At 43.2% G+C, this 14,967-nt stretch carries 14 protein-coding genes; all 14 read left to right on the top strand.

The window, feature by feature from the left end:
- Positions 1-40 precede the first annotated feature (40 nt).
- The 14 genes from ACHUFI_RS20370 to ACHUFI_RS20305 all read left to right on the top strand — a co-directional run bounded on the left by ACHUFI_RS20370 (position 41) and on the right by ACHUFI_RS20305 (position 14,425).
- A complete protein-coding gene (locus ACHUFI_RS20370) occupies positions 41-967 on the top strand; it encodes a chemotaxis protein CheV (protein WP_394252510.1) in 927 nt (308 codons plus the stop codon).
- A gap of 11 nt (positions 968-978) precedes the next feature.
- Positions 979-1,806, top strand: a complete 828-nt coding sequence (locus ACHUFI_RS20365; RefSeq protein ID WP_394252508.1) for a protein-glutamate O-methyltransferase — start codon at positions 979-981, stop codon at positions 1,804-1,806.
- Between the two features lie 234 nt (positions 1,807-2,040).
- On the top strand, positions 2,041-2,436 hold the full coding sequence (gene flgB / locus ACHUFI_RS20360) for a flagellar basal body rod protein FlgB (RefSeq protein WP_394252506.1): 396 nt from the start codon (positions 2,041-2,043) through the stop codon (positions 2,434-2,436).
- Positions 2,437-2,440: 4 nt separating this feature from the next.
- Positions 2,441-2,857 (top strand): flagellar basal body rod protein FlgC, encoded by a 417-nt coding sequence (gene flgC / locus ACHUFI_RS20355; protein WP_137357585.1) that lies wholly within the window; start codon positions 2,441-2,443, stop codon positions 2,855-2,857.
- A 17-nt stretch (positions 2,858-2,874) separates the two neighbouring features.
- The gene (gene flgD, locus ACHUFI_RS20350) at positions 2,875-3,582 is read left to right on the top strand and encodes a flagellar hook assembly protein FlgD (protein ID WP_394252504.1); all 708 of its coding nucleotides are present in this window, start codon (positions 2,875-2,877) and stop codon (positions 3,580-3,582) included.
- A gap of 46 nt (positions 3,583-3,628) precedes the next feature.
- Positions 3,629-4,933: a flagellar hook protein FlgE gene (gene flgE / locus ACHUFI_RS20345; protein WP_394252502.1), complete on the top strand. Its 1,305-nt coding sequence runs from the start codon at positions 3,629-3,631 to the stop codon at positions 4,931-4,933.
- 275 nt (positions 4,934-5,208) lie between these two features.
- Positions 5,209-5,958: a flagellar basal body rod protein FlgF gene (locus ACHUFI_RS20340; RefSeq protein WP_394252500.1), complete on the top strand. Its 750-nt coding sequence runs from the start codon at positions 5,209-5,211 to the stop codon at positions 5,956-5,958.
- Positions 5,959-5,981: 23 nt separating this feature from the next.
- On the top strand, positions 5,982-6,770 hold the full coding sequence (gene flgG, locus ACHUFI_RS20335; protein WP_394252498.1) for a flagellar basal-body rod protein FlgG: 789 nt from the start codon (positions 5,982-5,984) through the stop codon (positions 6,768-6,770).
- A 32-nt stretch (positions 6,771-6,802) separates the two neighbouring features.
- Complete coding sequence (flgH, locus tag ACHUFI_RS20330) at positions 6,803-7,579, top strand: flagellar basal body L-ring protein FlgH (RefSeq protein ID WP_394252496.1); 777 nt, start codon at positions 6,803-6,805, stop codon at positions 7,577-7,579.
- A 60-nt stretch (positions 7,580-7,639) separates the two neighbouring features.
- A complete protein-coding gene (locus ACHUFI_RS20325) occupies positions 7,640-8,731 on the top strand; it encodes a flagellar basal body P-ring protein FlgI (protein ID WP_394252494.1) in 1,092 nt (363 codons plus the stop codon).
- 11 nt (positions 8,732-8,742) lie between these two features.
- Positions 8,743-9,663: a flagellar assembly peptidoglycan hydrolase FlgJ gene (gene flgJ / locus ACHUFI_RS20320; protein ID WP_394252492.1), complete on the top strand. Its 921-nt coding sequence runs from the start codon at positions 8,743-8,745 to the stop codon at positions 9,661-9,663.
- A gap of 140 nt (positions 9,664-9,803) precedes the next feature.
- Positions 9,804-11,684: a flagellar hook-associated protein FlgK gene (flgK, locus tag ACHUFI_RS20315; RefSeq protein ID WP_394252490.1), complete on the top strand. Its 1,881-nt coding sequence runs from the start codon at positions 9,804-9,806 to the stop codon at positions 11,682-11,684.
- A 9-nt stretch (positions 11,685-11,693) separates the two neighbouring features.
- Entirely contained in the window at positions 11,694-12,887 is a 1,194-nt protein-coding gene (gene flgL / locus ACHUFI_RS20310; RefSeq protein WP_394252488.1) for a flagellar hook-associated protein FlgL, read from the top strand.
- Between the two features lie 401 nt (positions 12,888-13,288).
- On the top strand, positions 13,289-14,425 hold the full coding sequence (locus ACHUFI_RS20305; protein WP_394252486.1) for a flagellin: 1,137 nt from the start codon (positions 13,289-13,291) through the stop codon (positions 14,423-14,425).
- The last annotated feature ends 542 nt before the right edge of the window (positions 14,426-14,967 follow it).

The raw sequence follows: 14,967 nt of genomic DNA, 5'->3' as shown, positions 1-14,967 counted from the left end.
AACACTTTTTCTCATAAAAGTTTGATATGGAGATGAGCTTATGTCGGGTATTCTTGATTCGGTGAATCAGCGTACACAACTCGTCGGTCAAAACCGATTGGAATTATTAACCTTTCGCCTAATGGGGCGTCAGCGCTACGGCATCAACGTTTTTAAAGTAAAAGAAGTATTACAGTGTCCTAAGTTGACACTTATGCCGAATCTACACCATTTAGTTAAAGGTGTGGCGCACATTCGTGGTCAAACCGTATCTGTTATCGATTTGAGTTTAGCGGTTGGTGGGCGTCCGACAACGGATATTGATAAGTGCTTTGTTGTTATTGCTGAGTTTAACCGAACGATACAAGCTTTCTTGGTGAGTTCTGTTGACCGTATTGTGAATATGCACTGGGAAGCGATTCTTCCACCACCTGATGGTTCTGGTAAAGAAAACTACCTAACAGCCGTGACTAATATTGACAACGAACTTGTAGAAATTCTTGATGTAGAAAAGATTTTGGCAGAAATCTCGCCAGTTGATGAAACCATGGATGCATCTATTGGTGAATCAATAGCGCAAGTGGAAGCAGAAAAAGAAATTGTTCGTCGTATTTTAATTGCTGACGATTCAACGGTTGCACGTAAACAAGTTCAGCGTGCGATTGAGTCCATTGGCTTTGAAGTGGTTTCTGCGAAAGATGGCAAAGAAGCATACGAAAAATTGGTGGAGATGGCAGGTGAAGGCAGCATCTATGACCAAATTTCGTTGGTTATTTCAGACATCGAAATGCCGGAAATGGATGGCTATACATTAACTGCCGAAATTAGACGCCATGCAGAACTCAAAGATTTATACGTAATTTTGCACTCTTCTTTAAGTGGTGTATTTAACCAAGCTATGGTTGAGCGTGTTGGAGCGAACTCCTTCATTGCTAAATTCAATCCAGATGAGCTTGGTGCTGCAGTAAAAGCTGCGTTAACTAACTAAAAGAGACATTAATGACTGCTATAACAATAAGTGATCAAGAATATCGCGATTTCAGCCGTTTTTTAGAATCTCAATGTGGCATCGTGTTAGGGGATAGTAAGCAATACCTAGTTCGTAGCCGACTAAGTCCTTTAGTTGCAAAATTTAAATTGGCTTCGCTGTCTGACTTACTAAGAGATGTAGTAACAGGAAGAAACCGTGAGTTGCGTGTTGCCGCTGTAGATGCAATGACAACAAACGAGACACTTTGGTTCCGAGATACTTACCCGTTTGCTGTGTTGGCGGATAAGTTATTGCCGGAAATAGCGGCAAATAAGCGCCCAATCAAAATCTGGTCGGCGGCGAGTTCGTCAGGCCAAGAGCCATACTCAATGGCCATGACGATTTTGGAAACTCAATCGCGTAAACCTGGTATGTTGCCCAATGTATCGATCACCGCAACGGATATCTCAGCAAGTATGTTGGATATGTGCCGTGCGGGTATCTATGACAACCTAGCACTTGGGCGAGGCCTTTCTCCTGAACGTCGTCGTACTTTCTTTGAAGATGCAGGTGATGGCCGGATGAAAGTAAAAGATAACGTCAAGCGCATGGTTAACTTTAGGCCACAGAACTTAATGGATAGTTATGCGTTGCTTGGTAAATTCGACATTATTTTCTGTCGTAACGTATTGATTTACTTCTCTCCTGATATGAAATCAAAAGTGCTTAACCAAATGGCAAATAGCTTGAACCCTGGTGGTTACTTACTGTTAGGTGCTTCAGAGTCATTGACTGGCTTAACCGATCGATTTGAAATGGTACGTTGTAATCCAGGTATTATTTATAAGTTAAAATAATCACTTCAGTGTAAGAAAAATGAACCCAGCCTAGTGCTGGGTTTTCTTTTTTGTAGGATTCGATATATCTTTAAACAAGAGTGACATTCCAAAAGAGCTCTAATTTTTGGCTTGCATATTGCAGGCTGCACTGTGAAATTGAAGTAATCATTAAATATCAGTTGTTGTATTTAAAGTTGGTATGAAGATTGCTTTAGTTATTTTATGAAAGTCAGTTCTTGAGTTGAGGTTTACATGGCTATTTCTTTTGACAATGCATTAGGCATCCACCAACACACAGTTGGTGTACGTGAGCGCAACGCTGAGGTGATCTCCACCAATATCGCGCAAGCTAACACGCCCGGCTACAAGTCAAAGGGAATGGATTTTCAGAAATCTCTGCAAGCGGCAAGTTCGGGGGCAAGCATTGGTCTTAGTCGTACGGACGGTCGGCATATTTCTGCCTCTACTAATGTGCCTGGGGAAACGCTTTATCGTATTCCTACACAACCTGATACTGGTGATGGCAACACCGTTGATTTGGATTTGGAAAGAAACCTTTTCATGCAAAACCAAATTAGACACCAAGCGTCGCTGGACTTCTTAGGAAGTAAATTTAAGAACTTAACGAAAGCAATTAAAGGGGAATAATTAGATGAGCTTATTTAATGTATTCAATGTAACTGGTTCTGCGATGAGTGCTGAGTCTGTTCGTCTAAATACGACCTCTTCAAACCTTGCAAACGCAGACAGCGTAAGTAGTTCAGCTGAAGATACTTACAAAGCTCGCCATGCAGTGTTTGGTGCTGAGTTAAACAAAGCGCGTTACAACGGTGACCACACGGTGCCTGTAAAAGTATTGGGTATTGTAGAAAGTGATAAACCGCTGAGTGCGGAGTACAACCCTGATCACCCATTAGCAAATGACGAAGGCTACATTTACAAACCTAACGTTAATGTTATGGAAGAAATGGCAAATATGATTTCTGCCTCTCGCGCATATCAAACGAATGTGCAGGTAGCAGACTCGAGTAAACAAATGCTGCTGCGTACGCTGCAGATGGGTCAATAAGGATAAGGAGGTAGCATATGGCCGGAATCAATAATGTTGGTCAAAGCGGCTTGTCCTATGTTGATCAGCTTAAAAGTCTTCAAGACAACAAGAAGCCAGACGAAACAACAGGTAAGCAGGATCTTAATCAAGAAGATTTCTTATCGTTGTTGACCAAGCAACTTGCACAACAAGACCCTTTTAAGCCGGTCAGTAATGACCAGATGATTGCGCAAATGGCTTCATTTGCGACCGTTGATGGCATCGGGAAAATGAATACACAGTTTGAAAGCTTGAATTCATCGATGACCTCTAACCAAGCATTACAGGCTTCTTCATTAGTTGGTAGAGATGTATTGGTTCCTGGTGCGGCGGGTGTGAAACAGGCAGATGCTGGAATGGCGGCAATGGTGAAACTTCCTCAAGCGATGGACAATTTAATGGTCCGTGTTGAAAACGAAGTTGGCCAGTTAGTGCGTACTTTTGAAGTGGGCGCTCAACCTGCAGGTGATACACGTGTTGAATGGGACGGAAATGACGAAAACGGTAATCCATTGCCGGCTGGTAAATACAATGTGAAAGCTGCGGGTTTACTAGATGGAGAAACTGCTGAGTTCCCTGTTTCGACTTATGCGAACGTGAACAGCGTGCTTCTTGGTAAAGGTGATGGCAACGTACTGCTCAATCTGGCTGGTTTTTCTTCGCCAGTTCGACTTGCTGAAGTACTAGAAGTTGGCAAAGCGTAGCTCTTAACCGAGTAATTATGCTAGCTAGATTTAGGAGAATTTTGGAATGTCTTATATTGCTTTAAGCGGATTATCCGCCGCTCAGTTAGATCTGAATACAACCAGTAACAACATTGCGAACGCAAACACGTTTGGCTTTAAAGAGTCGCGTGCTGAGTTCGGCGATGTTTACTCTAGCTCTTTGTTTACTAATGCTAAAACCACCCCAGGTGGCGGTGCGCAAGCAAACAAAGTAGCTCAACAATTCCACGAAGGTTCAAGTATTTATACGAATAACCCAATGGACTTAAGAGTGAGCGGTACTGGTTTCTTCGCAGTTGCGAAAGATCGTATGGTTCCAGAGATCAATGAACTGACTCGTAATGGTGCCTTCCACTTGAATAAAGATAACTACATGGTTACTAGTAACGATGAGTTTCTTTTGGGCTATGATGTAGATCCTAACAGTGGTGAAGTTCTGTCTTATGCGCCAAAGCCTATAGACATTCCTGCTGAGTTTGGTAAACCAAAGCAGACAGAAAACATCGATGTTGGGGTGAATTTACCAGCAAATGGTGATTTGAAAGATCCAGCACTGTTTAACTTCCAAGATCCAGACACGTTCAACCGCGCGACTTCGTCGACGGTTTACGATTCAATGGGTCAATCGTACAAGTTAACGACCTACTACTTGAAAGATTCAACACAGCCAAATACGTGGCAAACGTATTACACTATGACGGATGATGTAGGTGAGAAACCACTTAATATCACGGGTGGTGATGCTGCGAATGCAACGGGTCACGTTGGACATACGATGAAGTTTAACAACGATGGTACATTGGCAAGCCTAAACAATGGCCAACCAATTACATCTGAAGCGCTAGGTGCGGGTGCAAACCCTATTAACCTAAATGGTGCGGATGTGACACAAATTCTGAACTTTGGCTTAGACTCTTCAACTCAGTTTGCGGCTCCGTTTGAGCTGACTAAGTTCAACGAAGATGGTGCAACAACTGGCTTTTTAACGAAAATCGACTTCGATGAGTATGGTAGCGTTTTAGGTACTTATTCGAATGGCGAAAACGTTATTCTAGGGCGTGTTGGTTTGGTTCGAGTTCCAAATGAACAAGGTCTAGATAAGAAAGGCGGTACACAATGGGACTCAACGAATTACTCTGGTGATAAAATCTGGGGTGAATCGAATAAAGGCTCATTTGGTAGCATTAACAACGGCTCCCTTGAGCAGTCAAACATCGATATGACTCAAGAGTTAGTTGATCTTATCTCTGCTCAGCGAAACTTCCAAGCGAACTCGCGTTCACTGGAAGTTCATAACCAGCTACAGCAAAATATTCTTCAGATTCGTTAATCGTTTTCTGACAGCAATTATCTGCGAATGCGGTGCTTGGTTTCTTTAATAAGCCAAGTACCGTCTCATAGTATCGTTCATTTTTGCTATGAACGGTTTTGCCGCAATCTATTGCCGCACCTAATTGCCTCTGGCAACTCAGTTCCAATAATTCTCTTCGAACACCCTCACATCTATCTCTAATTTTACATAACTGTTTGAAATACAACAGATTGTAAAACGTGGCATGCCTATTGCTTATTTAGCCTTCAGAAGATGTTTTTTTGGAGCAAATTATGGATCGTGCACTGTTTCTTGCCATGAGTGGCGCAAAGCAAAATATGCAAGCTTTGCAGTTACGCGCAAACAACTTGGCTAACGTAAGCACAACGGGATTTCGTGCAGATCTAGCACAAGCTCGTTCGATGCAGGCGTATGGTGAAGGCATGCCAACTCGAGTGTTTAGCATGACTGAACGCCCAGGACATAATTTCTCGCAGGGTAGTGTTGTGACTACTGGTCGTGACTTAGATGTTACCGTTGAAGGCGACGGTTGGATCTCGGTGATGGATAAAACTGGCCAAGAAGGCCTAACCCGAAATGGTAATCTCAAAATTGACCAAAACGGGTTGTTAACCAATGGCAGCGGCCATTTGGTATTAGGTGACAACGACGCTCCAATTACACTTCCTATTCCTTTGAGCAAAGTTGAAGTAGGGACCGACGGTACTATCTCGGTTCTTCCTCAAGGTGCTCCAGCTGAAGAGCTAGAAATTGCAGGTCGCATTAAATTAGTGCGACCGGATAACCAAACTCTTTTTAAAGATACGAATGGTTTATTCCGTTCAAAAGATCCAAATCAGGCATACGAGGCAGATGCGGCAGTGAAGCTGCTGACTGGTGCGATAGAAGGCAGTAATGTCAATGCCGTAGGCGAGATGACCAGCTTAATTGACCTTCAGCGTCAATTCGAAATGCAGGTCAAAATGATGAGCACAGCAGAAGAAATGGATAAGTCGTCTGATTCACTGCTTCGTATGAGCTAACCGATTTTTTTAAGGGGATTGCTATGCATCCAGCACTATGGGTAAGTAAAACTGGTTTAGATGCCCAACAAACCAACATTTCAACCATTTCAAATAACTTGGCGAATGCGTCAACGATCGGTTTTAAGAAAAGCCGCGCAGTGTTTGAAGACTTGTTCTACCAAAACATTAACCAACCTGGCGGTCAGTCTTCTCAGAATACTGAACTTCCAAGCGGACTAATGTTAGGTGCTGGTTCAAAAGTCGTGGCGACTCAAAAAGTTCATACACACGGCAACGCTCAAACGACAACCAATAGCCTCGATATGATGATCGAAGGCGATGGCTTTTTCCAAGTAGAAATGCCTGATGGGAATATTGGTTACAGCCGAAATGGCCAGTTCACACTTAATGGTGACGGCTCAATTGTGACAACTGGCCAAGGTTATTTGCTTCAGCCTGAAATTGTTATTCCGGAAGATGCGATTTCGATAACTGTCGGTAATGACGGTGAGGTTTCGGTCCGAATCCGCGGTGAGCAAAATAACGTAGTGGTGGGACAAATTACGATTACTGACTTTGTGAACCCCGGTGGTCTTGAGCCTATCGGGCAAAACTTATACCTACCAACTGGGGCAAGTGGTGATCCTCAGGAAGGGGTCCCAGGTATTGACGGCTTAGGTGATATTCGTCAGTCCATGCTCGAAACATCAAACGTAAACGTAACAGAAGAATTGGTAAACATGATTGAAGCACAGCGTGTTTACGAAATGAATTCTAAAGTGATTTCATCTGTCGATAAGATGATGAGTTTCGTTAACCAACAACTATAACGATTAGTTTTATCTACAGAGAGTGTATCGCTATGAAACGACTCCTTTGCTTAGCAATGATTGCTTCAATGACAGGTTGTACCATGTTGGAGCCGATCGAAACTCCGGAAACTGAAAATGCGACAACGATTGTGGATGCGGTAGAAGGTGATAAGTCTTCAGAAGAAAGTGCAGGTATTGTCGATACACTTCGCGGTAGAACGGATCCAATCGCAGGAGACCCTGCTTGGGCGCCAATTCATCCAAAGGAAAAGCCGGAGCATTACGCTGCAGCGACGGGGTCGTTGTTTAACGTCAACTACATTGGCAGCATGTATGACGATTCTAAGCCTCGCGGTATTGGCGATATCATTACAGTAACGCTAGATGAAAATACTAGAGCGACTAAAAAAGCCAATGCGGATATGTCTAAATCGAACGATTCATCAATGGAACCGTTGGCTGTTGGTGGTCAAGAGTTAACCATCGATAAATACAACTTCTCATACGATTTAAGCAACTCTAACACTTTTGCTGGTGACGCATCGGCTAACCAAAGTAACAGCATTAGCGGTTACATTACGGTAGAAGTCATCGAAGTGTTGGCGAACGGTAACTTGGTCGTTCGTGGTGAAAAATGGATGAGCTTTAACACGGGTGATGAGTACATTCGCTTGAGCGGGACAATTCGTCCTGATGATATTGACTTCGATAATACGATTGCCTCTAACCGCGTCTCTAACGCTCGTATCCAGTATTCTGGTACTGGCGTTCAACAAGATATGCAAGAGCCTGGATTCTTGGCACGATTCTTTAATGTAGCTTTATAGCGATAATGCAGATGTCGATGTTTTGACGTCAGCTCTTAAGATTTACACAAGGTCATGACTATGAAAAAGCTAACACTTCTACTACTCGGCATGATGTTTCTTGCCACTAGTGCCCAAGCCGCACGTATTAAAGACGTTGCGAAAGTCGCTGGCGTACGTAGTAACCAATTAGTTGGCTATGGTCTTGTCACCGGTCTTCCAGGTACTGGTGAATCGACTCCTTTTACCGATCAAAGCTTTAACGCAATGCTGCAGAACTTTGGTATTCAGCTTCCGCCAGGAACGAAACCGAAAACAAAAAACGTGGCGGCGGTTATCGTTACTGCGGAGTTACCTGCCTTTACTAAGCAAGGTCAACAAGTCGATGTCACGGTTTCCTCTATTGGTTCTGCGAAAAGCTTACGTGGCGGTACCTTGTTACAAACGTTCTTAAAAGGTTTGGATGGGCAAGTTTATGCCGTGGCGCAAGGTAACCTTGTGGTCAGTGGATTTAGTGCTGAAGGGGCCGATGGTTCAAAAATTGTCGGTAATAACCCAAATGTAGGTTTGATTTCTAGCGGTGCGATTGTTGAACAAGAGATACCAACGCCATTTGGTCGTGGTGACCATATTACTTTTAATCTACTTCAATCCGATTTTACAACGGCTCAACGTTTAGCTGATGCGGTTAATAATTTCTTAGGTCCACAAATGGCATCCGCGGTGGATGCGACTTCAGTTAGAGTTCGCGCCCCTCGCGAAATCAGCCAACGTGTTGCTTTCTTATCCGCGGTTGAAAATATTGAATTTGATCCGGCCGAAGGTTCAGCAAAAATTATCGTTAACTCACGTACAGGCACTATCGTTGTTGGTAAGCATGTAAGGCTTAAGTCTGCTGCTGTGACTCATGGTGGTATGACGGTTGCGATTAAGGAAAATCTGAATGTTAGTCAACCTAACGCTTTTGGCGGTGGTCAAACGGTTGTTGTACCTGATACTGATATTGAGGTGACAGAAGGCGACGGCACAATGTTCAAATTTGAACCTGGCTTGACGCTTGACGATCTCGTTCGTGCAGTCAACGAAGTCGGCGCAGCACCATCTGATTTAATGGCAATTCTTCAAGCACTTAAACATGCTGGTGCGATTGAAGGTCAACTGATCATTATTTAAGGAGCGATGACATGATCAAGAATCAAAATGACATCGGTTTTATCCATGATATTGGCAGTTTAGACCGACTTCGTCAGCAAGCGGTAAATGGTGAAGATGGCAGTGAGCAAGAAGCGCTTAAAGCAGCGGCGAAGCAATTTGAATCTATTTTTACTTCAATGTTGTTCAAATCAATGCGCGACGCGAATTCTAGTTTTAAATCAGACATGCTAAACAGTCAAAATGAGCAGTTTTATCGTCAAATGCTCGATGACCAAATGTCGAGTGAACTAAGTGCTTCTGGTTCTTTAGGGCTCGCGGATATGATCGTGGCGCAGCTAAGTGCCGGTCAAGGTACCGATGAAACGGAAGTTAGAATGCGAAACGAAGCCTTTGATACAACGTTACGCCTTCCAACCGATGAAGAAAAAGCCCGTAATATTGCAGCCAACCTGGATATTAAACAGGCTCAAAAAGCTCAGCCTGCATCTTTTGATTCGCCTGAATCATTTGTGTCTTCGATGCGTCCATATGCAGAGAAAGCGGCGCAAGCACTAGGTGTTGATCCGTCATTACTTATCGCACAAGCTGCTCTTGAAACTGGGTGGGGCTCCAAAATGGTGAAGAACTCACTTGGTAACAGCAATAACCTGTTTAATATAAAAGCGGATCGTAGCTGGAAAGGCGATAAGGTTGCTACTCAAACTTTAGAGTTCCATGGTAAAACAGCAGTCAAAGAATCAGCTTCTTTCCGTTCTTACGAATCATTTGAAGATAGCTTTAAAGATTATGTGAAGTTCTTGAACGAGAACCCAAGATACGAAACTGCACTTCAACAGAATGCGAGTTCAGAATCTTTTATCAATGGCATACACAAAGCCGGTTATGCAACGGACCCGAATTACGCAGACAAAGTGCTTCGAGTGAAAGCTAAAATTGATGAGATGAAATAACTTCTAAGACTCGCATTCGCGAGTCTTTTTCTATCCAAATTAACTCCTCACCCCTTGTGAACTATAGCTTGGCACATATTTTGCTTTTATATACTTAGTTAGTCAGTTAACGCTGATTTTATTAAGTTTTTGGGGGCATTATGGCGTCGGATCTTCTGAATGTAGGTACACAAAGTGTTCTTACTGCTCAGAGACAGTTAAATACAACTGGTCATAACATTTCTAACGTGAATACAGAGGGCTACAGCCGTCAATCTGTCATTCAGGGAGTGAATGATCCTCGTCAGTATGGTGGTCAAACCTACGGTATGGGTGTGCATGTGGAAAATGTTCGCCGCTCATGGGACCAATTTGCCGTTAATGAACTCAACCTATCGACAACTAATGCCGCCAATAAAAGTGATGGGGAAGTTAACATCGATATGCTTTCCAGCATGTTGTCTTCTGTCGCATCCAAGAAAATCCCAGAGCATTTGAATGAATGGTTCGATGCCGTAAAAACATTGGCAGACGCCCCTAATGATGTTGGTGCTCGTAAAGTGGTACTTGAAAAAGCGGGGCTGATTAGCCAAACCGTCAACGAATTCCATGAAACCGTACGTAAGCAATCCGATGTGACCAATAAGAAGTTGGAAATGGGTGTAGAGCGAATGAACCAACTGGCGGTTGAAATTCGCGATATTCATCGGCTGATGATGAGAACGCCCGGGCCGCATAATGATTTGCGCGACCAACATGAAAAGTTGATCAACGAATTATCTGAATACACCAAAGTCACGGTTACCCCTCGCTCGAATGCGGAAGGGTACAATGTACATATCGGCAATGGTCATACTCTAGTGTCTGGCTCTGAAGCAAGCCAATTAAAGCTGATTGATGGCAAACCTGATGCTCACCAAAAGCGCCTCGCGATTGTTGAAGGCAAAGTGCTTAAGCCTATCACGAGTAAAGATATCGATGGAAAAATCGGTGCCATGCTAGACATGCGTGACAATCTGATACCCGGCGTGATGGACGAAATTGGCCGTTTGGCACTGTCCTTCTCGCACGAAGTAAACAGCTATCAATCACAAGGCTTAGATTTGCGAGGCAACATTGGTGGCTTGATGTTCACTGATGTTAACTCTGAACTGTCTGCTAAATCTCGTGTTGTCGCGAGTGGCAATTCTCAAGCCGATCTTGCCGTCTACATTGCCGATACCTCTCAATTGAAAGGGGGCGAGTACGGTGTGAAGTACGACGGCTCAGATTATTACGTGACTAAGCCAACGGGTGAAACCGTAAAAGTTACCACCGACTCCAGTAGTAACGGTTTTTATATCGACGGCATGCTTGTAGAGATTCGTAATCCTCCTGCAGCTGGTGAAAAAGTACTACTTAGACCTACGCGTAACTCGGCAGCGATGATGAAAATGGAAACGAATGATCCTAAAACCATCGCAGCGCAAAGTTACGAAGCGTCGACAACGTTTGCTCAAGGTAGCGCCAAATTCAAGATTTTAGGCGCCGGTGACTTACGTGAATTTGAAGTTATTGTTTCTCCAAAAGGCGATCAGTTTGCTGTGACAGATACAAAAGGTCGAGTGCTATTACAACCTCAGCCTTACCCACCAACAGAGCCGGTAACAGTACAAGGCACAACGTTTGAATTAACGAAAGGTGCCATTGCGAACGATAAATTCACCGCGAACTTAGTTCCATCGGAAGGTGATAACGGTAACTTGCGTAAATTGCAGAATATCCAAACAGACAAGAAATTGGATAACAACGAATCTACGGTATTAGACATATATCACAACCTCAACACCAACACTGGTTTGAAGGCATCAACCGCGACTAGGTTGAGTGACATCGCAGAGCTTGAAAAGCAAGCGGCGCAAGAACGTATCGCTTCGGTTTCGGGGGTAAACCTTGATGAAGAAGCGGCTAACATGATGAAGTTTCAACAAGCTTATATGGCGTCTTCAAGAATTATGCAGGCGGCGAACGATACGTTTAACACCATTTTGGCACTGAGATAAGGAGGCTAAATGTTAAATCGAATTTCAAGCTTCCATAACTATCAGTCGGTACAAAATGATCTGCGCCGACAAGAGAACAAAGTGCATCATAATCAAGCGCAACTCGCGTCTGGTAAAAAGTTGATGTCGCCAAGTGATGATCCACTTGCGACACACTATCTGCAAAATATCGGGCAGCAGTCTGAACAGTTAAAGCAGTACGTTGATGCCATTATCTTGGTTCGAAACCGTCTAGAGCATCACGAAGTTATTATTGCGAACTCAGAAACTTTTGCGGATGAAGCAAAGCGTACCGTTATGGAAATGATTAATGGTGCGTTATCTCCGGAAGACCGCTACGCGAAGAAACGTGAGATTCAAGAAATTGCGAATAACTTTTTGAACCTAGCAAATACGCAAGATGAGTCAGGTAACTACACCTTTGCTGGTACCAAACCGAAAAGTCAGCCTTTCTTTAGAGATAACGAAGGTAACGTGACTTACGCTGGAGATGATTATCAGAGGAAAATGCGTGTCGCTAGCAGCTTTGAGATGGCGATGAACGATCCTGGAAGCAAGCTCTTTATGGAAATTGACAATCCATACGGTGATTTCGAGCCCCAATACGATCTTCAGGCCGCCTCTGAATTGCTTTTAGAGCGTGCCACTAGCACGACTTATCAAGATCCCTCGACTTACAAAGTCACCTTTGTAGATATGCAGAACGGTAAGTTTGGTTACCAGCTTGAAAAAGATGGCAGTGTTGTCGATGCCAAAGAATTCGAACCATCAACGGGAATCGAGTACGAAGGCATCAATATCCAGTTTAAAGGCCAAATAACCAAAGGTGACTCTATCACTTTGGAGCCTCGTGAAACGTTTACCATTTTTGATACGTTCCAGGATGCGATGAAGTGGGCGGACTCATCGGTTGCGGATGCGTCTGCAACTGCGAAGCTTCATCAAGCCACAGAGGAGTTTCACGCTGCGTTTATTCACTTAAACAAAGCGAGAACGGATGTAGGTGCAAGGCTAAGTACTTTAGATATTCAAGAGCAGCAACACGAAGACTTTAAAGTATCTCTAGCTAAGTCAAAAAGTAATTTTGAAGATTTGGACTACTCAAAAGCCATCATTGAATTCAATGAGAACTCTCGAGCATTACAAGCTTCACAGCAGGCATTTGGTAAAACCAAAGACCTGACATTGTTTAATTATATCTAAGCCGCTTCGGATTATTTCTAAACGCCTTATGTGCAAAGCCTTAAGAGCATAGAGATAACTAAGCCATATGTTTTGGTTCCTTGAATAGAGATTAGGAACCAAAGCGGCAAAAAGCGGCAATTGGGGAAGCGGCAGTTGCCCCTTAAGTGAGAAACAACAAAATTAAGTGTAGTTGTATCATCATTGAGAATGATAACTCCCTGATATAAAGGGTTAATTTTTTTATTGTTACTTATTTTAAAACTTGGCATACAACTTGTATGTATATTAAACAGAACATATTTACCTAGTTTTTAAATTCCCGTAGGGGATTTAGCGAGTAATTTACGGTCAGTGCTTATCCAAATGAGAGTAAAGCTGGCCGCTTCGCAGAAAGCTTGCGAACTCATAAGGAGAGCAAAATGGCTATTACCGTAAGTACCAACGTATCCGCTATGACAGCGCAACGTTACTTAAATAAAGCCTCAAGTGAGTTAAACACTTCTATGGAGCGTTTATCTTCTGGGCATAAAATTAACAGTGCAAAAGATGATGCAGCGGGCCTGCAGATCTCCAACCGATTGACAGCACAGTCACGTGGCTTGGACGTAGCGATGCGAAATGCTAACGATGGTATCTCAATTGCGCAAACCGCAGAAGGTGCGATGAACGAGTCAACGAGTGTACTTCAACGTATGCGTGACTTAGCGATTCAATCCGCTAACGGTACTAACTCACCAGCTGAGCGTGAAGCACTGAATGAAGAGTCTATGGCACTTCAAGATGAGCTTAACCGTATTGCAGAAACCACGTCTTTCGGTGGTCGACGCCTTCTTAATGGTTCATTCGGCGAAGCGTCATTCCAGATTGGTTCTAACTCTGGTGAAGCTATGATTATGGCACTAACCAGTATCCGTGCTGATGACTTCCGTATGGGTGGTACAACGTTCGATTCTGAAAATGGTAAAGATAAAGATTGGCAGGTACCTGCTAACGCTCGTGATTTGAAGTTCGAATTCACAACCAAAGCAGGTGAAGAAATCAGCCTAGATATCCAAACCAAAGCTGGTGACGATATCGAAGAACTTGCGACATACATTAATGGTCAGTCGCACCTAGTGAACGCTTCTGTCACAGAAGATGGACGCTTACAAGTGTTCGTTGCTGAACCAGATTTAGAAGGCCCAATGTCGATTTCTGGCGGCTTGGCATCTGAACTAGGTATTAGCAGTGAAGGTCGTGATACGACTGTTCAAGATATTGACCTAACTTCTGTCGCTGGCTCTCAAAATGCTATTAGTGTTCTAGATTCAGCACTGACGTATGTGGATTCTCAACGTGCGGATTTAGGTGCGAAACAGAACCGATTAAGCCACAGTATTAATAACTTGGCGAACGTTCAAGAGAATGTTGACGCGTCTAACAGCCGTATTAAAGATACTGACTTTGCGAAAGAAACGACGCAAATGACGAAAGCTCAAATATTGCAGCAAGCAAGTACTTCGATACTTGCCCAAGCTAAACAGTTGCCTAACTCTGCGATGTCACTATTGCAGTAGTTATTGGTTGACCTTGCTGTTCATGCTCAGACGTGGGTATTCAGCAAGGGAAACTTCGGCAAGCGTGCTTATTATTGAATAATTAGCCTCTCATCTCTCACCGCTATTTGTTTTTACGATAAGGATGCACTCGGTAAGACGATAATATGTTCATTTCTCGATGATCTCCTCATAGGATCTGATTACCAACCAGCCCCGGTTCTCTCAAAGGAAAAGGGGCTTTTCTCTTTCTGGCATTCTACCAATTGTACCTTTCCCCCTAATGTCACTCGCTCAATATACTTAAAACGTGCCAATCTTTATCTCAAACTTGAGACCATATTTTCATAATAGTTCCATTTCTTAGTTTTAAATCCAGTAATCTTAGTTTTTATCCCTCTTTAAGTTGTTGTTTTTTATTGGTTTTTAAATAATTCCAAAAAAACACCATTTTTTTCTAAAGGAAATGAAATCAGAGCCGTTAATAAAAGTAACTTTGAGAGAACTACTTGGTTTTCCGAGACGTCGGAAACCGCTACACCGGAAAATCAATTGGAGAAATC

It is taken from the genome of Vibrio profundi, from assembly GCF_043642225.1.
In the GTDB taxonomy this organism is placed as follows: Bacteria; Pseudomonadota; Gammaproteobacteria; order Enterobacterales; family Vibrionaceae; genus Vibrio; species Vibrio profundi_A.
This window is presented reverse-complemented; position numbering and strand designations above follow the sequence as displayed.